Annotated in this window: 21 protein-coding genes, 1 tRNA gene and 1 riboswitch; of the genes, 14 read left to right on the top strand and 8 right to left on the bottom strand. The window is 45.7% G+C overall.

All coding sequences use genetic code 11. The features are described from left to right. Positions 1-404: 404 nt before the first annotated feature. The 10 genes from guaB to NLX82_RS26715 all read left to right on the top strand — a co-directional run bounded on the left by guaB (position 405) and on the right by NLX82_RS26715 (position 8,860). The gene (gene guaB, locus NLX82_RS26760) at positions 405-1,862 is read left to right on the top strand and encodes an IMP dehydrogenase (protein ID WP_013308172.1); all 1,458 of its coding nucleotides are present in this window, start codon (positions 405-407) and stop codon (positions 1,860-1,862) included. Positions 1,863-2,190: 328 nt separating this feature from the next. Further along, the gene (locus NLX82_RS26755) at positions 2,191-3,579 is read left to right on the top strand and encodes a D-alanyl-D-alanine carboxypeptidase family protein (protein ID WP_068939348.1); all 1,389 of its coding nucleotides are present in this window, start codon (positions 2,191-2,193) and stop codon (positions 3,577-3,579) included. A 131-nt stretch (positions 3,580-3,710) separates the two neighbouring features. Next, positions 3,711-4,592, top strand: a complete 882-nt coding sequence (gene pdxS, locus NLX82_RS26750) for a pyridoxal 5'-phosphate synthase lyase subunit PdxS (protein ID WP_025720037.1) — start codon at positions 3,711-3,713, stop codon at positions 4,590-4,592. 16 nt (positions 4,593-4,608) lie between these two features. Beyond that, on the top strand, positions 4,609-5,175 hold the full coding sequence (gene pdxT / locus NLX82_RS26745) for a pyridoxal 5'-phosphate synthase glutaminase subunit PdxT (RefSeq protein WP_029514961.1): 567 nt from the start codon (positions 4,609-4,611) through the stop codon (positions 5,173-5,175). 36 nt (positions 5,176-5,211) lie between these two features. Beyond that, a complete protein-coding gene (gene serS, locus NLX82_RS26740; protein ID WP_069080573.1) occupies positions 5,212-6,495 on the top strand; it encodes a serine--tRNA ligase in 1,284 nt (427 codons plus the stop codon). 88 nt (positions 6,496-6,583) lie between these two features. Next, a tRNA-Ser gene (locus NLX82_RS26735) sits at positions 6,584-6,672 on the top strand. Positions 6,673-6,816: 144 nt separating this feature from the next. Beyond that, entirely contained in the window at positions 6,817-7,158 is a 342-nt protein-coding gene (locus tag NLX82_RS26730; RefSeq protein WP_013308177.1) for a hypothetical protein, read from the top strand. A 28-nt stretch (positions 7,159-7,186) separates the two neighbouring features. Further along, positions 7,187-7,357, top strand: a complete 171-nt coding sequence (locus tag NLX82_RS26725) for a hypothetical protein (protein WP_254349279.1) — start codon at positions 7,187-7,189, stop codon at positions 7,355-7,357. 72 nt (positions 7,358-7,429) lie between these two features. Continuing rightward, positions 7,430-7,585: a small acid-soluble spore protein P gene (locus NLX82_RS26720; RefSeq protein ID WP_025720032.1), complete on the top strand. Its 156-nt coding sequence runs from the start codon at positions 7,430-7,432 to the stop codon at positions 7,583-7,585. A gap of 198 nt (positions 7,586-7,783) precedes the next feature. Beyond that, positions 7,784-8,860, top strand: a complete 1,077-nt coding sequence (locus NLX82_RS26715) for a hypothetical protein (protein WP_028542606.1) — start codon at positions 7,784-7,786, stop codon at positions 8,858-8,860. Positions 8,861-8,975: 115 nt separating this feature from the next. Here the strand turns inward: NLX82_RS26715 and NLX82_RS26710 are convergent, their stop codons facing one another. Both NLX82_RS26710 and tadA read right to left on the bottom strand, forming a co-directional pair. Next, positions 8,976-9,542, bottom strand: coding sequence for a GNAT family N-acetyltransferase (locus NLX82_RS26710; protein ID WP_053324342.1), 567 nt, complete (start codon positions 9,540-9,542; stop codon positions 8,976-8,978). Positions 9,543-9,602: 60 nt separating this feature from the next. Then, complete coding sequence (tadA, locus tag NLX82_RS26705) at positions 9,603-10,103, bottom strand: tRNA adenosine(34) deaminase TadA (protein ID WP_069080574.1); 501 nt, start codon at positions 10,101-10,103, stop codon at positions 9,603-9,605. A 328-nt stretch (positions 10,104-10,431) separates the two neighbouring features. Here tadA and NLX82_RS26700 point away from each other — a divergent pair, with 328 nt between their 5' ends. Both NLX82_RS26700 and rluF read left to right on the top strand, forming a co-directional pair. Then, on the top strand, positions 10,432-12,708 hold the full coding sequence (locus tag NLX82_RS26700) for a PAS domain S-box protein (protein ID WP_028542603.1): 2,277 nt from the start codon (positions 10,432-10,434) through the stop codon (positions 12,706-12,708). A gap of 51 nt (positions 12,709-12,759) precedes the next feature. Continuing rightward, entirely contained in the window at positions 12,760-13,461 is a 702-nt protein-coding gene (gene rluF / locus NLX82_RS26695; RefSeq protein WP_028542602.1) for a 23S rRNA pseudouridine(2604) synthase RluF, read from the top strand. Between the two features lie 135 nt (positions 13,462-13,596). Here rluF and motB read toward each other — a convergent pair whose 3' ends face one another. Then, positions 13,597-14,424: a flagellar motor protein MotB gene (gene motB / locus NLX82_RS26690; protein ID WP_025723781.1), complete on the bottom strand. Its 828-nt coding sequence runs from the start codon at positions 14,422-14,424 to the stop codon at positions 13,597-13,599. Then, positions 14,417-15,211, bottom strand: coding sequence for a flagellar motor stator protein MotA (motA, locus tag NLX82_RS26685; RefSeq protein WP_028542601.1), 795 nt, complete (start codon positions 15,209-15,211; stop codon positions 14,417-14,419). The genes motB and motA overlap by 8 nt, the downstream gene beginning before the upstream one ends. Positions 15,212-15,398: 187 nt before the next feature. Here motA and NLX82_RS26680 point away from each other — a divergent pair, with 187 nt between their 5' ends. Together NLX82_RS26680 and NLX82_RS26675 are read left to right on the top strand one after the other, a co-directional pair. Further along, positions 15,399-15,692, top strand: coding sequence for a hypothetical protein (locus tag NLX82_RS26680; RefSeq protein WP_028542600.1), 294 nt, complete (start codon positions 15,399-15,401; stop codon positions 15,690-15,692). Between the two features lie 117 nt (positions 15,693-15,809). Beyond that, positions 15,810-16,109, top strand: coding sequence for a 4a-hydroxytetrahydrobiopterin dehydratase (locus tag NLX82_RS26675; RefSeq protein ID WP_007428083.1), 300 nt, complete (start codon positions 15,810-15,812; stop codon positions 16,107-16,109). A gap of 78 nt (positions 16,110-16,187) precedes the next feature. Here NLX82_RS26675 and NLX82_RS26670 read toward each other — a convergent pair whose 3' ends face one another. From NLX82_RS26670 to NLX82_RS26655, 4 genes are all read right to left on the bottom strand, one after another. Continuing rightward, entirely contained in the window at positions 16,188-16,694 is a 507-nt protein-coding gene (locus NLX82_RS26670; protein WP_069080575.1) for a GNAT family N-acetyltransferase, read from the bottom strand. A gap of 303 nt (positions 16,695-16,997) precedes the next feature. Beyond that, complete coding sequence (locus tag NLX82_RS26665; RefSeq protein ID WP_025723776.1) at positions 16,998-17,498, bottom strand: C40 family peptidase; 501 nt, start codon at positions 17,496-17,498, stop codon at positions 16,998-17,000. Between the two features lie 5 nt (positions 17,499-17,503). Further along, a riboswitch (cyclic di-AMP (ydaO/yuaA leader) is annotated at positions 17,504-17,641 on the bottom strand. A 276-nt stretch (positions 17,642-17,917) separates the two neighbouring features. Beyond that, positions 17,918-18,745, bottom strand: a complete 828-nt coding sequence (locus tag NLX82_RS26660; RefSeq protein ID WP_069080576.1) for a hypothetical protein — start codon at positions 18,743-18,745, stop codon at positions 17,918-17,920. Positions 18,746-18,756: 11 nt separating this feature from the next. Continuing rightward, positions 18,757-20,769 (bottom strand): M1 family metallopeptidase, encoded by a 2,013-nt coding sequence (locus tag NLX82_RS26655; RefSeq protein WP_076295919.1) that lies wholly within the window; start codon positions 20,767-20,769, stop codon positions 18,757-18,759. Positions 20,770-20,842 lie beyond the last annotated feature (73 nt).

The following is a 20,842-nucleotide window of genomic DNA, read 5'->3' as shown; positions in this document are numbered from 1 at the left end:
CTCCAGCGCCGATGGTACTTGGACCGCAGGGTCCTGGGAGAGTAGGACGTCGCCAAGCAACAAGTAAAGAGGACCATAATCTCAATGAGATTATGGTCCTCTTTGGTATATTGCGCTACAAACCACTTATATAATTGCTTCTATGCTGCGCATTCTAAGAGGAGATATGCTCTTGTGAATAGTTAATACCTTTGGAAACGCTTATTTTTAAAGGTTGTCCTTCGTAGGAGTACAGTTGTTTGTACAGGGAAATACTAAAGGTTAGGGCTATTGATGAAGGCTTGACACCCCTATACCGCTTTGCTAAGATTGCAATAATATATTTTCAGAGAGCCTTGATTTGTCCATGTCGGACAGACAACAAGACCAATACAGACTAAACAATTTGAAGGAGGATCATCTTGGTGTGGGAAGATAAATTCGGTAAGGAAGGCCTTACCTTTGACGATGTTTTGCTGGTACCTCGCAAGTCGGTGGTTCTGCCCAAAGAAGTAAGCGTAGCGACTCGTTTGAGTGATAACGTAAAGCTGAATATTCCTTTGATGAGTGCTGGTATGGATACTGTTACTGAGGCAGTGTTGGCAATCGCGATGGCTCGTGAGGGCGGTATCGGTATTATTCATAAAAATATGTCGATTGAACAGCAAGCGGTAGAGGTGGATCGGGTTAAACGTTCGGAGAGCGGTGTTATCACCAATCCATTCTCATTGACTCCGGATCATTTGGTATCCGATGCTGAAGCAGTTATGGGTAAATACCGTATTTCTGGTGTACCTGTTGTAAACGAAGAAAACAAACTGGTGGGTATTATTACTAACCGCGATCTTCGCTTTATTCACGATTTTAACCTTAAAATCAGTGAAGTCATGACGAAGGAAGAACTGGTAACTGCACCTGTAGGTACGACTTTACAGGAAGCGGAAGTCATTTTGCAAAAGCATAAAATTGAAAAGCTCCCTTTGGTCGATGATGAAAATTATCTCAAAGGCCTTATCACCATTAAAGATATTGAGAAAGCTATTCAATTTCCGAACGCAGCGAAAGATGCACAAGGCCGTCTTCTGGTCGGTGCGGCTGTCGGCATTTCCAAAGATACATTTGATCGGACTGAAGCACTTGTAAAAGCTGGTGTGGATATGATTGTTGTGGACTCTGCTCACGGGCATCATATTAACATTATTGAAGCAGTCCGCAAGCTGCGTGAAGCTTATCCTGATCTGACGATTGTAGCAGGTAATGTAGCTACTGGTGACGGAACGCGCGAATTGATTGAAGCTGGAGCATCGGTCGTAAAAGTCGGTATTGGTCCAGGCTCCATCTGTACAACACGCGTAATCGCAGGGATTGGTGTTCCACAAGTAACAGCAATTTATGATTGTGCAACAGTAGCACGTGAATATAATATTCCGATTATTGCAGACGGCGGTATTAAATACTCCGGTGAAATTACAAAGGCTATTGCGGCAGGAGCTTCTGCGGTAATGCTGGGAAGTCTTTTTGCAGGTACGGAAGAAAGCCCAGGCGAATCTGAAATTTATCAAGGACGCCGCTTCAAAGTATATCGTGGCATGGGATCTATGGCTGCGATGAAGCAAGGTAGTAAAGATCGTTATTTCCAAGATGACGACAAGAAATTGGTACCGGAAGGCATAGAAGGACGCGTTGCTTATAAAGGACCACTTTCCGACACTGTTCATCAGCTGTTGGGCGGTCTTCGTTCTGGTATGGGTTATTGCGGTACAGCTAATATTGAGGAGCTTCGTAACGATACAAGCTTTATCCGTATTACAGGTGCTGGTCTGCGTGAGAGTCATCCGCATGATGTGCAAATTACGAAAGAAGCACCAAACTACTCTCTATAAAGTTCGGCTGTAGTAGACTTGACGACAGGCAGAGCGTATTTCGCTCTGCCTGTCTTTTTTTAGAGATACCCCTGTGATAGAATAGACAAGTGTCCGCCTTTATGACGAAATTAGTGATGAATTAGGGCACGTAGGTCTTTTGGACGATTCCTACCAGTGAAGAAGATTCGAGCAGGAAATGCTCATGACAGGATACAACTAAGAAAACGAATTAAAACTGGATTTTATAACGTTAAAACATTAACTACATTGGCCAAGTAGAGGCTGTAACCACCGTCTCGTTATACATAGCGGATCGGGTTGAGGTACGAGAGGAGTTTGTATTCATTTGAAAGCGAACAATTTAAAGCAAAATACAAAACGCAGCATGATTAAAAAGAGTGTGACTGCAGTCATGGTGCTTAATATGATGTATATGTCGGCATTGCCTGTTGTAGGCAATTTCGATTCTAGCGTGGCTACTTTTGCAGCTGGAGCGGCAACACAGGCAACCAATATTACGGGGACAGGTTCTATTAACCCCCCTAGTCTGGCACTACGTTCTGCCATTTTGATCGAGCCTTCCACGGGGCAAGTATTGCTGTCTATGAATCCAGATGAGCCACTTCCACCAGCAAGTATGACTAAAATGATGACAGAGTACATCGTGGCTGAACAGGTTAAGCAAGGTAAACTCAAGTGGACGGATAAGGTTACGGTTAACGAGAATGCTTCTAAGAGCATTGGATCACGTATTTTTTTGGCTCAAGGGGATCAACATACGGTAGAAGAGCTTTATATTGCAATGGCGGTAGGTTCTGCTAATGATGCAACAGTAGCCCTTGCTGAACGCGTATCCGGAACTGAGCAGGACTTTGTAAAATTAATGAATGAAACAGCTCAGAAAATGGGCATGAAAAATACGTATTTTATCAACTCGACTGGTTTGGACCGTGGTGATATGCCGAAAGGCTTCCAGCCGGATACAGACCGGGAAACTGTGATGACAGCGAGAGATGCAGCGACATTAGCTAGTAACATTATAAAGGACCACCCGGATTATACACGGTTTACCACAATTCAATCTTACAAATTCCGACCGACTGACAAAGCACCAATTATTAACTACAATTGGATGTTAGAAGCAAACAAAAATATTACTAACTTTAGAAAGTTTGCTTATCCCGGCTTGGACGGAATGAAAACGGGCCATACGAGCAATGCTGGAAACTGTTTTACAGGAACCGCTGAGCGCAACGGAATGCGTCTCATCAGTGTAGTTATGGGAGCAGATTCAGAGCCTCATCGTTTCACAGAGACAGCTAAAGTGCTGAACTATGGTTTTGATAATTTTGAAGTGAAGCAGGTTGTTGCTCCAAAGACGGTGGTTAAGGGTGTTGAGAATGTGCCAGTGACCAAAGGTACGGAAACAGAAGTACCGATTGTCACCAAGGATGCAGTAAGCTTTATTGTACCTAAGGGTGCGAGCAATCCTAAGGTAACCTTTACAACGAACATTACACCAGCAAGCTCTCTGGTGGCACCTTTGAAGCAAGGGGCCAAAGTCGGAACAATTACGTACACGTACAAGACAGACGGTGTGGATAAAGGGCAGACAAAAACCGTTGATCTGGTTACTACGACGGCAGTAGAAGAGGGCGGCTGGTTCCGAATGCTTTTCCGGGCAATCGGTGATTTCTTCGGAGATCTGTTCCAAGGAATTAAGAACCTCTTCTAAAAAAGCAAAGCTAGGCGACCTACCTTGTTTTTCATTACTTATTTTGCAGCTTGAAATGATTGTGTATTTGGCATTCGTGCGGTAAAATATTAAGTTAGAATCTAAACGTAACCCTTACAGGAGGCAACGACATGGAAACGGGAACTTCGCGTGTAAAAAGAGGTATGGCAGAGATGCAAAAAGGCGGCGTAATCATGGATGTCATGAATGCTGAGCAGGCTAAAATTGCAGAGGCAGCAGGAGCTACAGCTGTAATGGCTCTTGAACGGGTGCCTTCGGATATCCGTGCAGCTGGTGGGGTTGCTCGTATGGCTGATCCAACGATTGTGGAAGAAGTTATGAAGGTTGTTTCTATTCCTGTTATGGCTAAGGCTCGCATCGGTCACTTTGTAGAGGCAAAGGTACTGGAATCTCTCGGTGTTGACTATCTCGATGAGAGCGAAGTGCTGACACCTGCGGATGAAGTTTTCCATATTGATAAGCGGGAGTTCACCGTTCCATTTGTTTGTGGAGCCAAGGATCTGGGAGAAGCGCTGCGTCGTATTGGTGAGGGTGCATCTATGATCCGTACGAAGGGCGAACCGGGAACTGGGAATATTGTTGAGGCCGTTCGGCATATGCGTTTTATCAATGGTCAAATTCGCAAGGTGCAAAACTTGTCGAAGGACGAGCTGTATGCAGAAGCGAAAAACCTCGGAGTTGCTTATGAACTGCTGTTGGAAGTGCATGAGCTTGGCAAGCTGCCTGTGGTCAACTTTGCAGCGGGTGGTGTAGCGACACCTGCCGATGCCGCGTTAATGATGCATTTAGGCGCTGATGGCGTCTTTGTAGGTTCTGGTATTTTCAAATCGGATAGCCCTGAGAAGTTTGCACGTGCAATCGTGGAAGCGACCACTCATTATACGGATTACAAGCTAATCGCAGAAGTCTCCAAGAATTTGGGAACTCCTATGAAAGGCATTGAAATTTCCAAACTGGCACCGCATGAGCGCATGCAGGATCGTGGTTGGTAAGAAAGAAGGGACCGGCATGAAAATAGGTGTATTGTCGCTGCAAGGCGCTGTAGCTGAACATATACGAAGCGTTGAACGTGCGGGTGCGGAAGGTATAGCGGTGAAGAAGATCGAACAGCTCGATGAGCTGTCCGGTCTTATCATTCCCGGTGGTGAAAGTACCACTATCGGTAAGCTAATGCGCAAGTATGATTTTATAGAGGCTATACGTCAGTTTTCCAATCAAGGCAAGCCTGTATTTGGCACTTGCGCGGGATTGATTGTACTGGCTAAAACGATTCAAGGACAGGAAGAAGCACATTTGGGACTCATGGATATTACAGTATCGCGTAATGCATTTGGTCGCCAAAGAGAAAGCTTTGAAACAGACTTGAACATTAAAGGGATTGAGGAACCGGTTCGTGCTGTATTTATACGCGCGCCATTAATACAGTCTGTTGGAACGGGAGTAGATGTGCTGTCTGAGTATAACGGCGAGATCGTGGCAGCCCGTCAGGGTCATTTGCTGGCTTCATCCTTCCATCCGGAGTTAACAGACGATTACCGGTTACATCAGTATTTTGTGGATATGGTCCGCGAATAGTGGAAAGTCAGGTTTGTAGTGTAGGAGGGATTACCTGTGTTAGATATAAAGATTTTACGTAATGAGCTTGGTCGGGTTGAGAAAGCTTTGCAGAACAGGGGGAAATCTCTGGATCTGATTAATGGTTTTACAGATCTGGATGTAAGCCGTCGTGAGTTACTTCAAGAAAGCGAAGGACTCAAAAATCGTCGGAACGTGGTATCCGGTGAAGTAGCCAAATTGAAGAAGAATAAGGAAAATGCGGATGATCTGATTGCAGAAATGCGTCAAGTCTCCGATCGTATTAAAGAATTAGATGAGCAAGTACGCGAACTGGAAGTACAGATCGACGAACTGGTGATGTCTATTCCGAATATTCCTAATGAAACAGTACCTGTAGGTGCATCGGAAGAGGATAATGTAGAAATCCGTCGCTGGTCGGAGCCACGCGAGTTTTCTTTTACACCTAAAGCGCATTGGGAATTGGCTCAGGATCTAGATATTCTTGATTTTGAGGCAGCAGCCAAGGTAACGGGTTCTCGTTTTACGTTCTACAAAGGACTGGGAGCAAGATTAGAGCGTGCGCTGATTAACTTTATGATGGATCTGCACAGCAGTGAGCATGGTTATGAAGAAATGCTTCCTCCATACATTGTAAATCGGGATAGCTTGTACGGAACGGGTCAACTTCCGAAGTTTGAAGAAGATTTGTTTAAGCTGCGTGATACTGAGTATTATCTCATTCCTACGGCTGAAGTTCCGGTAACCAACTACCACCGTGAAGAGATCATGAATGCGGAGCAGCTTCCAAAATATTATGTAGCATACAGCTCTTGCTTTCGCTCGGAGGCAGGATCAGCAGGACGTGATACACGTGGCCTGATCCGTCAGCATCAGTTCAATAAGGTAGAGATGCTTAAGCTAGTTCACCCGGATACCTCTTATGAGGAATTGGAGAAAATGACGAATAACGCTGAGCGTGTTTTACAGCTGCTCGGACTTCCATATCGCGTGCTGGCACTTTGCACTGGAGATATGGGTTTTACGTCTGCCAAAACGTACGATCTGGAAGTATGGTTGCCTGAGAGTGGCATGTACCGCGAGATTTCTTCTTGTTCAAACACAGAAGACTTCCAAGCGCGTCGTGCAAACATTCGTTTCCGTCCAGATTCGAAGGCGAAGCCTGAATTTGTACATACGCTGAACGGTTCAGGATTGGCAGTGGGTCGGACTGTGGCTGCTATTTTGGAGAACTATCAGCAAGAGGACGGAAGCATCGTGATCCCAGAAGTCCTGCGTTCATACATGCGAGGTGTTGAGGTTATTGCTCCTAAGCAGTAAGTGTTGCATTCTTAGAAATCCTGTGGTAAAATAATTTTGTTGCGCCTGAGTATGTTAAAAGGGAAGCAGCTTTATCCATTTACCACCTGGAGAGGTACCGAAGCGGTCATAACGGGGCGGTCTTGAAAACCGTTAGAGTGCAAGCTCACATGGGTTCGAATCCCATCCTCTCCGCCATATTTTAAATAAACAAAGTCATTCAAATACGATAGCTGATACATTGGCCTTTATAAGCTAATGATCAGGAATCGTGGAGAATGGCTTTTTTGTTGTATAAAAAGCTCGTTTTTTTCACACGTTATCAGATGTGGAGGTGCTGGCATGAATCGAGAAATGACAGTAGACCAGCAAAAGCTGGTAGAGGCCTGGCAGGAACAACTGCCGATTCTTTTGAATTCAGGGGACAAATCACAGGTACAGGCAGATGAAGCCAATAACCGGGCTATACGAATCCACATCGAGGTTGAAGGCCGACAAATGTACTCCTTTGATTTTGCATGTACTTATGTAGACTCCCGGGAAGTACAGGTTAGCTTAGTCGATGTAGAGCGGGACGGACAGTCTGTGGATGAACGAACAGATATCATTCAGCAGTTAGTGTCCGATTATACTCGGCATATTCACCAATGTGCCCAAACATTACAGTCGTTGACGCATTCGTAGGTCATGAAGGAATGAGGAGGAAGGCTACATGACAAAAGCCAAAAACGGACTGGATAAAAACCTGTCTAACATTGTTGATGATTTGGAGCAACGTCCAGTTAATAGTCATCAGGCACAGCAAGTGCAGCAGGATAGTAATGATCGCCGTCATCAGGATTCACTAAATCACGATAAAACGGAAGATCTACACCATCTATAGTCCTATTTTTAATGGTAATAAACGGATTCGTTGATGTACCAAAAATATAGACTGAGAATGGAGGATGCATAAATGAGCAAGCCTAAAGCCATTCCTGTTCCCGAAGCACAGGATTCTGGTGGAAGTAACGAAAAGCGTGAGCGTAGTCATCAGCAGGAGCCGTTATCCGGTTCCAAGAAGGTGAAACAGCGGAATCACGTAGATCACCATAATAGAGAAGGCTCATAAGCAGGCAGACCTTTCTCCTAAAATATATTGCATAGTGTAAGACACCCTGGTTAGAGAGCCAGGGTGTCTTTGTGCTTATTGTAAGAAAATTTTCCAATAAGTGTTTCGCCGTTTGAGAATATGAGTTAAAATAGAAGGTGTGTATTTTTTTTGTTAGCATAAAAAAGGGGTTAATTACGAGAGGAGAGAATCTACACAATGAGTAAAAAGTTATCCGTCTTGGTACTCACTATGGTGTTGCTTTTGACGGTAGCCCTGGTAGGTTGTAGCAAGAAGTTAGAACCGAAGGAAGCTGTTACGACCGGTACAGCTAATGCAATGAAGTTGAACTCTTATGAATCCAAAAGTCAATTCACGATTAAGGAACTGACCATTACATCCGCTTCTGTTCCAAGTGAGCAAAGTGCAATGGTAACTAGCATGCTGAAAAATGCTGATATTACGCTGGATGGTGTATACCAAAAAGAACCTTTCCAATCTGAAATGACGCTCGGCATTCATTTGAAAGGTGATCTTTCCACCAGCTTCACGATTCCAATGGTAATGACTAAAGATAAACTGTACGTTAAAATTCCTAATATTCCATTTTACCCGCTTCCACAGGATGTTGTAGGTAAATTCCTGATCATTGATCCACAAGAACTGGCTAAACAATCAGGACAAGAATTTAATCCTGCAGCCATGGATCAGGAAAAATCGCAGAAATTTGCGAATGAAGTGATTGCTGCTATTATGAACGAGTATGATCAAGCTACGTACTTCTTTGATATTGATCCTAAAGACGCTAAATTGCCACAAGGCGTTGAAGCTAAACAAGTAGTTCAGTTCAAAATAACGAACGACAATGTGAAGCAAGCGACCAATACATTTATCACTAAGGCGCTTCCTAAAGTCCTTGATGTGATGTCTAAAGATGAATATGCTGGCATGCTTCAAGTGAAGAAGGAAGAGCTGGCTGAAGCGAAGAAAGAACTGCAATCCAACACCAGCGAAGTTAGCAAAAAGCTGGATGAGTTGAAAAACTATTTGACGGTGAAACAATTTGACATTAACACAGCTTTGAACAAGGATAACATTCCTGTGTATCAAGACCTGAATGCGAATGTAGAGATGAATGATCCGGCTACAAAAGACAATGTGAAATTGTCCGTAACAGGCTACACGCAATACAGCAAAATCAATGCTAAAGCAGCATTTAAAGTGGGTATTCCAACAGGTGATCAAGTCCTGACTATGGAACAACTGCAACAAAAAATGCAAACTGTTGCTCCTTAATTATGGGATGACATGATTGCAAAACATCATTTTTTTCGTATATGATGTAAGAAAACCGCTCGGCATAAGCCGGGCGGTTTTTTGTTTACTGTTAATGTTGTCCCTGTGCAGTCATTTAGCTCTGCCACACGTCATCCTCAGCCAAAAGTCCAAACATCTGGTGATCCTGCCATGCGCCCTGAATCTGTATAAGCTTGCGAGCAATGCCTTCTGGCTGGAAGCCGCATTTTTTTAATACACGTTGTGAGGGATCATTATGCAAAAGGGTACCCGCTTGGAGACGATGTAGAGATAAGGCACGAAAGGCATATTGTATGATCAACTTTAAGGCAGCGGTCATATGCCCTTTACCCTGTTCATGATGATCCATCATGTAGCCGATATCAGCGAATTGTCCAACTCCACGTACTAGATTGGAAATAGAGATATAACCGATGAGCCGTTCTTCCTTTAAGAGAAAGATACCGAACACGTAACCTCGATCCTCTTCGGCCTGACGCAATTTCTGACGGATATAATCCTGCTGTTTCTCTAATGTGAAAAATGAATCCTCGTAAAGCGGCTCATAAGGCGCATGGGAATCCCTATTACGGTGCCTAAGGGCGAGAAGGGCTTCGCTATCCGCTAAGCTAAATGGCCGTAAAAAGATACCTTGAGGCGTATTATACAAGCTCATAGGCATGGGTTGGTCTCCTTCCATGGGGAATTAGCAATGAGATGAAGTGTTTTGGACTTTTCCCCCTCAGGATGAGGATGGGGGAGGAGACAATCTGGCTGCCGCTCTTTTTTGCCGGAGATGCCGAAAAAAGCTCGTTAGCAGCGAGGCGCATTCCTCCTGCAGTACACCACTAGTTACTTCTGTACAGTGATTAAACCGAGGCTCCTGTAATAAATTCATCAGCGTGCCTGCGCAGCCTGCCTTGGGATCTGTAGTTCCGTATATCAAATGGGGAACCCGTGATTGAACAATGGCTCCGGCGCACATTGGACACGGCTCCAGAGTGACATACAGCCTACAATCCAGCAGGCGCCAAGCGCCTAAGTGCTCACTGGCCTGACGAATGGCAACCATCTCTGCATGTGCGGTTGGGTCAGCATCCGTCTCGCGCAAATTGTAGCCGCGACCGATGATTTCATTATCTTTTACGATGACAGCTCCGATAGGAACTTCACCCAACGCTTCTGCCTTGTACGCTTCCTGAATGGCTTCTTTCATCCAATAGGCGTGATCCATAGTGGTCACTGGGAAAATGCTCCTTTCAAACGCGGAATTATCCAACGAACAAATATTCCGTTGTTAACATGATGTGAATAAAATTGTGGATAACACGGCACTTGTCCACAGGTTTATCCACAGTTTATAATAAAATCTGTGTATTTGTGGACTACCTGTGGATGATTATCTTCTTATATTGTAGGCAAACGATCGTCTATTGACAATACTGTACACAAGGTGTGTATTTATGTATATCCGGTAAATGTAAATGCTGGTATCAGAGGCGCTATTACGGTATCATTGAGTTAGCAATTGCCAGTAATCGCCAGCATACGGCAAGAGGTGAGAAATCAGTGTGTCGATAAAAATCAGAATAACGATCATTTTGTCGGGGTCCGTCTTGTTTATCCTGTTGTTAAACATCGCACTCAATTATTACACGACCCACGAAAATCTAAGAAGTGACAGTGAAACTAAAATGGTTCTGACCGCTAAAATTATCGGAGGAGCTATCGAACAAACCCAACATAGCTGGGAGGCCGTTGACAAACAGCTCGGATATAATCTGTGGCTTTCTGCCACGTTGGCTGCCAATCAGCTCGATCCTGACATCCGAAATATTCAGCAGGAACAGCTTCAACAGATAGCCACACTCCACAGGGATATTAATATTTCTTTGATGATTCGAGACGGGCAGGGGTATAAGGTTGTCAAATCCTCCGATCCTAAAGAAGTAACGCCATCCGATCCATTGACCGGGCATTGGAAAAATGCAGTTGACCAATTATATGAGCATGGACAGGCTGCAATGGCGCAAGGTCAGAAACTGGATCATTTTTGGACCGGATCATTTGACTACACGGGTTCAGACTCCTCACATATTAATAAATGGGGATTTTATTATGACCAAAAACGTAACTACTTAATTCGAATTTCCTTTCAGGATACTTCAGTACAAAATTTCATAACCATCCTGAGTCCCGATGAGATCGTAAAGCAAACCCAACAAGTGGATTATCGCATCATGGAGATTACAGGAATTAACCCTGCAACCTTTGGTGGCGCTACGATGGACAAGAACGGGAACGACTGGAAATACTATTACATGTACAACAAACCGATCCAATTCGGCACGTATCAACTAACGAGAGTGCAGGAGGATCGTTTGGCCGTGTCCAGGGCTATCATCTCGGGGGAGAGTATTGTACAAGACTGCTATATTAAAGGCGAACGGGTTCTCGTCAGTTACATACCTTTTTATCCGGCTAACCGTGATGCCTATGTTATCCGTATTGTTATGAATTATGATACGATCACTTCTGTTATTTCCAAGCAATTGATTAGTTTAATTGCCATTTCTATTGTCCTTTTAGAGGTTGTGATCATTGGAAGCTATGTGCTTGCCAGTCTGTTTGTCCGTCCAATTCAGTCGATTCTGGGCAAAGTGAACGAGATGGCTGATGGTCATTTTGATACACGGCTAGAAATCAAGGGTGGTCATGAGCTTGCACAGTTGGGTGAGCGCATCAATGCGATGGCCTACAATTTGGGGGTGTATACGAGAAGACTCGAACAAATGTATGAAGAGAACCGTTCTGTAAAGGAGCATCTGGAATCGGTTATTAATCAGACAGCAGATGCGATTCATGTGACTGATGAAGAGGATCGTGTCGTTCGGGTCAATCATGCCTTCGAAGCTTTGTACGGCTGGACCAAGAAAGAGTTGGTTGGTCGTAAGCTGGAGTTTGTACCTCCGCAGCAACAGGAGGAGTATGAATTTCAGAAGAAGAGCCTGCTTCAGGGAGAGAGCATCGTATCAAGTGAGTCCCTTAGAATGCGTAAGGATGGAAGTACGGTAGAGATTAGTATGAGCACGTCGCCTATTCTGGATGAAGAAGGCCAGATTTTGGGGTTTATCTGCGTGTCGCGTGATATCACGGGTCGCAACCGGATGGAGGAGCTGTTGCGCAGATCAGAGAAACTGACAACCGTCGGACAACTAGCAGCAGGCGTAGCGCATGAGATTCGTAATCCGCTAACCACGCTACGTGGCTTTCTCCAACTACAGCAGCAAAATCAAGTGTTGAATATGAAACACAACGATATTATGATGTCTGAGCTGGATCGCATTAATTTGATCGTAAGCGAGTTTTTAATTCTGGCGAAGCCACAGGCGGTGCATTTTCAGAAAAAAGATGTTCGCTATATTGTGAGCGATGTGATTTCTTTACTAGATAGTCAGGCGCATCTGCTGGGCATTGTATTCAATCTTCAGGTCACGGACGAGCCTGCCCTGGTATACGCCGAAGAAAATCAGTTAAAACAGGTATTCATTAATTTACTTAAAAATAGCATGGAGGCTATGAGTAAAGGTGGTATCATCACGATTCATTTGTTCTTGGAGGGAGAAAGCGTTAAAATCTTCATACGGGACCAGGGAACGGGTATTCCTGCAGAAATGCTGTCCAAGCTAGGAGAACCTTTTTTCACAAACAAAGAAACAGGGACAGGACTAGGACTTATGGTCAGCCAGCGTATTATACAGAGTCATAAAGGCACACTGGATATTGAAAGCACAGAGGGAGAGGGAACGACAGCCCTGGTGCAGCTTCCGATTGCCAAGCCGGAGTAACGGGCAGGGGCGCAGGAGGAAGTGTGTTAGTAGAAATGGAGGGTACACAGGTTGCGCATTAACAAGTTTATCAGCGAAACCGGTTTTTGCTCGCGTCGGGAGGCGGACAAGCTGGTAGAGAGCGGCAGCGTGACGATTAACGGCGAAGTGGCCGTGCTGGGTAGTCAAGCGGAGGAAGGCGATGATGTTCGCGTGAACGGCAAGCCACTGCGCGAGAAGTCCGATCACGTCTATATTGCATTGAACAAGCCGGTGGGCATTACAAGTACAACGGAGAGCCACATTAGAGGCAATGTTGTTGATTTTGTGGGGCACCCGCAGCGGATATTCCCGATTGGACGCCTGGATAAGGATTCGGAAGGTCTCATTTTACTTACCAATGATGGAGACATTGTGAATAAGATTTTACGGGCAGAAGGCAAGCATGAGAAAGAATATATCGTAACAGTGGATCGCCCTGTCATACCGTCTTTTGTGCAGGGCATGTCCAGCGGGGTGAAAATACTCGGCCAGCGGACGCTACCTTGTGAGGTGACGCGTGTATCTGAGTATGTATTCCGTATTATCCTGACTGAAGGGAAAAATCGTCAGATCCGGCGTATGTGTGCTGCCTTCGGTTATGAAGTAAAAAAACTGCAACGGCTGCGAATCATGAATATTCGGTTGGGGTCCCTTCAGAAAGGTGCCTGGCGTGATCTGACAGAGGCTGAGAAGCAGGAGCTTGGCCAGATGCTCGATTATACGCTTAGCTAATGCCAGAGGAGTTTCGTATAGCCTACAGCGTATGATCGTGTACCTGACAGGGCCAGAAGTACAGGAAGCATAAACAAAGAGGCACCAGCTGCATAAAAATGCGGCGGTGCCTTTGTTCATATAACATATGCATAATCAACCTTCACTCGAGCTTGAGGTAGGACTGATGACTTGTGTCCCGTTCTGATATTTGCGGAGAACAGATATTTCAACACGACGGTTTTTGGAGCGTCCTTGACCATCTTGATTGCTTGCCAATGGACGATACTCGCCATAACCGATGGATACAAACTTGGTTGGATCGAGATCTGGATTGAGCAACAAGATACGCAAGAAATTCAGAGAGCGCTTGGCGCTCAAATCAAAGTTGGACGGGAACTGGCTGTTGGAGATCGGTACATTATCCGTGTGACCCGATACGATAACATCATAGCCAGGGAACTGCTGAAGCATACTAGAAATAGACTTGGCCAGCTTTCTTGCTTCCGGCTTTACTTCGGCCTGCCCGGATGAAAACAAGGCATTATCACTAATGGTGATCATCAGCTGTGATTGGTTCAGCTTGGTATTCAGCAACGGGGTCAGGCCGTTATTTTGAATGTATTGATCCATTTGTTTTTTAAGTTTTTTTAAATCTTCTTCTTCCCGCTGGGCCAACTGTTTTTGCAGTTCAGAGGTAGAAGTAGCCTTCGATTTTAAGGGTTGTGATACTTGTTCTTTATTTTTGCCCATATCCATGGATTGTGACGACGGATTCGCGGCCGAGTGATCCAGCACGCCAGTGCCGCCACTAAAAGCTGCACTCAGGGATTGAGCCATAGTTTCAAATTTTTTGGCGTCGAGCGAGCTCATACCGAATAAGACAATGAAAAGAGCCAACAGAAGGGTCATTAAGTCGGAATATGGCAACAGCCAGCTTTCGTCAGCATGCTCTTCATGCGGTTCATGTCTCTTTTTACTCACTGGAATCGCCATCCTTCTGGGTCAACGTAGCCCGTTCGGTCGGAGTCAGGAAGATCGTCAGTTTCTGACTGATGGCAATCGTCGATATCCCCGATTGAATGGAAAGCAGACCTTCGACCATCATTAATTTAAGCTCCACTTCTTTTTTGGATAACCGTTTGAGCTTGTTGGACATCGGATGCCACAGGACATAACCTGTAAAAATACCGAGCAACGTCGCAATGAAGGCTGCTGCAATGGCATGAGAGAGCTTTTCCATGTCACTAAGGTCGGCCAGAGCGGCGATCAGACCTACAACCGCACCGAGTACCCCGAGCGTTGGAGCGTACATACCAGCTTGAGAGAAGATCAGCGCGCCAGAGCGATGTCGGTCCTCGGTAGCATTGATATCCTCCATCAGAACGTCCCGTACGAATTCCTGATCATTTCCGTCAATAATCATTCGCATGCCGCCACGCATAAAGGGATCGTCGATTTCCTCTACCTTAGATTCCAAGGCGAGCAGACCTTCACGACGGGTAATGGATGCCCACTCGGTAAACGTACCGATGAGCTCTTTGCGGTCTAACAGTTTTTGTTCGGTGAAAATAACCTTGAACAGCTTCGGAATCCGTTTGATTTCTGCCATCGGGAAGGCCATAAATATACTCGCTGCCGTTCCGACGAAAATAATCATGTAAGCAGCGGGATTATTGACCAGATTGACGACCGGAGCGCCTTTTAAGATCATCCCGACGACCAGTGACATAATCCCGAGCACAAGTCCGATAATGGTTGAAATTTGCATGATACACCTCATCCATGAGAATAGATTTTGAATCCTTTCATGCCGCCGGGGTCGTCCTTGCCCCAAGCGCGTCATTACAAGACGGATTATAGTATTTATCGACAAAACTCTCTTTTTTGTTAAGTGCGAATTTCCGGTATAATAAGGTGATTATGTATTGAATGGCGGAACCATTGGAGGAAATGGCATGGGAGTAAAGCATGGGCGTGAGTATGAACAAATTTTGAACGATTTGACAGAGGCTGTGGGACGCATCCCAGACAGCTATGAATTTTTTGAGATGGAAGCAGAAGATTGGGACAGGCTGGACCCGGCGGGACGCCAGGAAGTCAATGAAGCTTTGGCAGAAGACTTATTTTATGCACTGGGTACAGAGCCCATAATCACTGTAGGCAGTGGCGTTGTGATCTATGAGCCGGAGCAGCATCGTATCTATGTACTCATTGGAGACGAGGAGCTGACGTCAGTCCCTTTGATTTGAGGTCTGTCTTATGGATTTATCAACGGGGCCGTGGTAATATGTACACCAATATATCGTAGTTTTGGCCGTATTTAAGCGGTCGAAAGGCTTCCGTATAAACGGGGAGGAGTTCGTAACATGCCTTTTACACAAGAAGAGATTGAAGCACATCTGGAGAAACTGGAGGGCTGGGAACTGGAGGAAGGACGTTGGATCGTTCGGAAATATAATTTTTCCAGTTTTATGAAAGGGATTGCATTCGTGGATGAAGTTGCCGCTATATCTGAAGCATTCAATCATCATCCATTTATTACGATTGATTACAAGACCGTGACTCTGCGTTTGACCTCTTGGGACGACGGCGGTATTATGGCCGTGGATATTAAGGAAGCCCAACAATATAATGAAGCTTTTGAAAAAATGCGCAGCAGTCATTGAGCTTGTAATGATCTGTCGTATGATGATAAAAGCGCCTTCGCTATACAACATCGCGGTTGTATGCCGAAGGCGCTTTTATCATAGAACCTGGGTTTGGTGTTCGGGACGATATACCATACAAAAAAACGGTTTTTTGCCATCGGGAGTCTGGCGTTCATAGGTATCTGTAAGCTCAAATCCAGCCGCCTTGTAAGCCCGGATAGCGCGCCCATTCCAAGTGAGTACCTCTAGATCAATTTCATTCTTCGGGTTGCGTCGTTGTGCTTCCTCTGCAATGGCACGGACAAAATCAGCGCCTTTGCCATGTCCGCATCTTTCAGGATGCATTCCAAGACCTAGCCGGGTCACACCGATCATAGGAAAATATTGAGCAAATCCCGTCAGCTTATTCTCTTCATCCAGTACGGCAACATATTGCTCTTGGCGAAGCGTGGGACTTCCAAATTCGACTTCAAGCGCCTTCATTTGTTCCCAGGGGAGCCAACCGTATATATTATAAGGTGGATCATAGCGCCACTCACAGATTGCAGCCGCTTGATGCTCGTCCATCGGTACGATCCGATAGTTGAATATTGAGGCCGGCATGTGTTCCATCCTCCTTTTACAGGTACTTCAATCATTAACAACAGATTGTAGACAAGTTGCAGGGGAATGGCAAGCGTGTTTATTTCATACTCAAGTCGGGTATACATTGAATAAGAAGGATTTACTGCTCATATGCTCCCCCAGCGCTGACGGTAAAACCGACGATGTTCGCTAAAATTGAAACCTTTTGAGGCTTCAGTTCGTCAGTAATGATAATAATTGCTGATGTTGTGGACATAAAAAACCGCAATTCGATTCCGGCCAGAATCAAATTGCGGCTAGGGTTAGCTTGCTGTGCGTTAGTTATTCTACGTTGTCGTCATCAGGAATTTCTGAAGCTACAGAATGGTAAGCGTCTGTGCTCATAATTCTTTTTGCACCGACATAGCGGTTAGCGTAATAATTTTCGTTCAGTGAGCTAACTACTACACCACGTGAAGTCGAGGAGTGGGCAAATTTCCCTTCACCTACGAAGATACCTACATGGGAAATGCCTCTTCCTGTGGTGTTGAAGAACACCAGGTCTCCAGGTCTCATTTCATCGCGGGATACAGAAGATCCCATTTTGAATTGTGATCCGGATTGATGCGGAAGTTTAATTCCCAGTTTGTTGAATACATACATTGTGAAGCCGGAGCAATCGAATCCCTCGAGTGTAGTGCCTCCGCTTCTGTAGCTCGTTCCTTTGGCATCTTGAATGACCTGGTCCATCTTAGAGTCTGCATATGCACTGCCGCCACCGAATGTAAAAGATGTAAAGGCAATGGCAAGACCCATAGCTGCGATCGTTAGCTTCTTCTTCAAAAAAAATATACCCCTTCCAATGCCTGCGAGGTTAGCTTAAGGATTCGGTAGAAGGTTCCCCTATGACCACTCTGTTGCGAGATCAATTCACCCAAACTGGTTCCCCCGCTTCCTAGGTGCCAGGAATTAGGCTTAACTTAAGATGTGCACCTTGGAGAGCAGTATTCACAATAACGTTATTTTTGAGATAAAGGTTACAATAAAGATTACAAAGTTGTTACTATCAGTTCACTGCGATTATTGTAACAAAGACGGCTGGCTTTGGCAAATGTTTCATTGCAAAAAGTTACAAAAAAAATCTGCTCCTAATGTCCCAGGAACAGATGTTGTTAACAGTATTCAGTTATGTGTCGTTTGCGCGGATATGAATCAAGATTTTTCGACAGACGGAAATGAAGTAAAAAACATAAAGGCAGGGCTTAACTTCTACTGGAGATATAGGTATGCCATAGTCTGTACTGCGAACTGATATGCCACAGCCTGACCAGACTAGTAACAAAATGATACGATTGCTGGAGAATGAGCGCCAGCATACCAGTCCAAATCATCGCCACGGTGCCAAATAGACCGAAGACCAGCAGCACACAAGCACCGAGCAAAAGGGATATACCGACAGCTGGGAGGAACTGGCGAAAGAAGGCGAGCAGGGACGATAGTATGGCGTGACCACCGACAGTCCCCAGTTGCATATACAGGATGCACTGCCGAATGAACCATCCGTAAGCCATCCACCCCATGGCATAGGGCAATAAATGCAGCAGGTAAGAGGGAGATTGAAGCGTTCCTGCTACAATAGGGTAGAGTCTCGGTACTACCCAAAAGGCGGGAAGCAGCAGCAGTCCCAACTCGATGGTGTAATACAACAACGACGACATGCCATGGCGTTTCATACCCTTGAAAAAGGACAGGCTTTGCGGTTCAGTCGCATCGGTATGCAGGCTTTGATATATTCCGGCTCTAATGAAGGGAGTGATCAGTATGCGTAGTACAGTCGCCCCTAGTAGTATCCACAAATACACATGTACTTCCCGGCTGTCCATCAGAGCAATCTGGCTCTCCATCCAAAACAAGGTCTGTCCCAGCTCGTTTTGACCCTGATCAGGATAACGGAGCAGTAGCGGGATAACGGCAGACTGCACCAGCCGATAGAGAAACACCCCCCACAGTAGTCGATACAGAAATAAAATGATAACGATATAGAATCGTATGCGCACCAGCGCCCAGCCCTCTTTTATAACAGTCCGCATCTATAGACACCTCACCATGACAGACTTCCAAGCAGTGTTTCTAACAGCTTGGTTACACTTACATTCCAACGGGTTTGTTGCTTTTCGTCCAATTCGGCTTTTAGGCTATTGTTAATGTGCTTGTTCTCCAGTGCAATGGTATATAGAGGATCAAGGGTTACATAGGAAACGGGAGAAGTACTTTTGATCCGAAAAGTTGTGCTTTTGCCCACGCCGTCCCAAGCCTTGAATATCGTGGTACCATCCTTGAAGGTAAATTGGACAGGGATCTTGGGATAATCCGCCCCTTTTTTGCTGACCGTCACGACTGCTTCATATCCATTCTCCAGCTTTTGGTTCGTGATATGATCCACCGAAAAGTCCGCCATCTGGCCGTCATATACATACTGTTCAAAATAGTGGCTCCATGAGCGTCCGGTGGCTCTCTCCACGATACGTTGAAAATCCTGGGAGGATGGATGCTTGAATCGGTACGTCTGGACGTAGGTCCGCATAATCCGATCCATTTTTTTCATACCCACCTGACGTTCAATGCCCCGTAGTACCAGCTTGCCTCGAGAGTAGGCGTTTTGCGCGTACTCAGCAGCCGAGCCGTACTTCCATGACTCGCGGTTTAGCGGCTGTGGGGAGGCTATCTGTCCCGATTGTAATGGCAAGTTGGGGGTAAGCCCATATTCTTGCTCCATAAGCCGCTCCTCTGCATAGGAGGTGAAGCCTTCATCCAGCCACGGCTCCTCAAATTCGTTATTGGCTACCATTCCGTAGAAATATTGATGTCCAATCTCATGAACTAATGTTCGTTCCAGACTATAGCCAGGATTTAGATTACCCGCAGCAGCGGCTGTGATGAGTGTCGGATACTCCATACCGCCGGCTCCATTGCCTGATTTGGGTGGAACCACGATGGATAGGGTGGAATATGGATAAGGCCCGTACCATTTGCTGTAGTACGAAAGAGCGGCCTTCGCTGCGCTCATATAGCGCCCTTTGAGCTCCTTGTGCGACGGGTCAAGGTAGAGCTTGATTTTGACACCAGGGACTTCAGCAGAAGAAAAGGGTTCTTCTACGGTTACAAAGTTGGGTGAAGCGGACCAGGCAAAATCGTGTACATCATCGGCATAAAATTGATATATTTTTTGGCCGTTCTGTCGGACGGCACCACGGGTGGGAAATCCGGTCGCTGCTACGATATGAGTTTCAGGCACCCGAATCCGTACGCTGTAAATTCCAAAATCGGCATAAAACTCGGAGTTACCATGATACTGGTGGAGGTTCCAGCCCTCTTCGGCGCGTCCACGCTGCCCTGCAGTCTCGTAGACGCTGAGCTTCGGGAACCACTGTCCTGCCATTACAAAATCATCTGTCGCACCCATACGAGCGAAGATGGCGGGCAGTTTTACCTCAAACTTCATATATAATGTGATTTCTTCGCCACCTCGTACCGGCTTGGGTAGACGCACCTTCATGAGCGAACGGTCGCCTGCGTTACCGTCATCTGGCTGCACATATTGGATGCGGTGCATGAGAGATAAACCGTCTTCTGTTTTTAGTTCAGTCAGCGTCATGGAGCCAAAGCCGTCTTTGGGCATGGTGTCTCCGCGCAGCTTTCCACCGGATTCCTTCATAAAGGTGGTTTCCATGGAAGAGAAGGCATTCGGGTATAGATGAAGATACAGATCATTTACGGTTTTCTTGCCCGGATGCCTCCAGGTCAGTGTCTCAGTGCCTCGCAAAACCTGTCCTTTTTCCAGAGACACATCAATGTGGTACTCTACCACCCGTTTGCTGAGGATTTCTGTAGCGGGCTGTGGAGGGTTCTTGGGCAGGTCAGGCAGGATGTTTGCCCCTAGAGGCTTGCCCATATTTGGGGCAAGCGCAGACTCAGACAGGGAGCCGTATAGTGGTTGGCCTATGGACTGCGGGTCGGATTGCGATTGGGGCTGCCAGGCAAACCATAACGTCCCTGCGAGGAGACCGAGGGCTAGTGTAGACAATAAAACGATTTTAGTGCGTGCTGGGGTCATACAATGGATACCTCCCGTTGACAAGCATCTACAGCATGTATATGTTTGCTTTCAGGAGATTATTAGTTAAAAT

Origin of the sequence: Paenibacillus sp. A3M_27_13 (genome assembly GCF_024213315.1) — a bacterium.
Classification (GTDB): Bacteria; Bacillota; Bacilli; order Paenibacillales; family Paenibacillaceae; genus Paenibacillus; species Paenibacillus polymyxa_B.
Note: the sequence above shows the minus strand (reverse complement) of the source record. Positions and strands in the feature narration are given on the sequence as shown.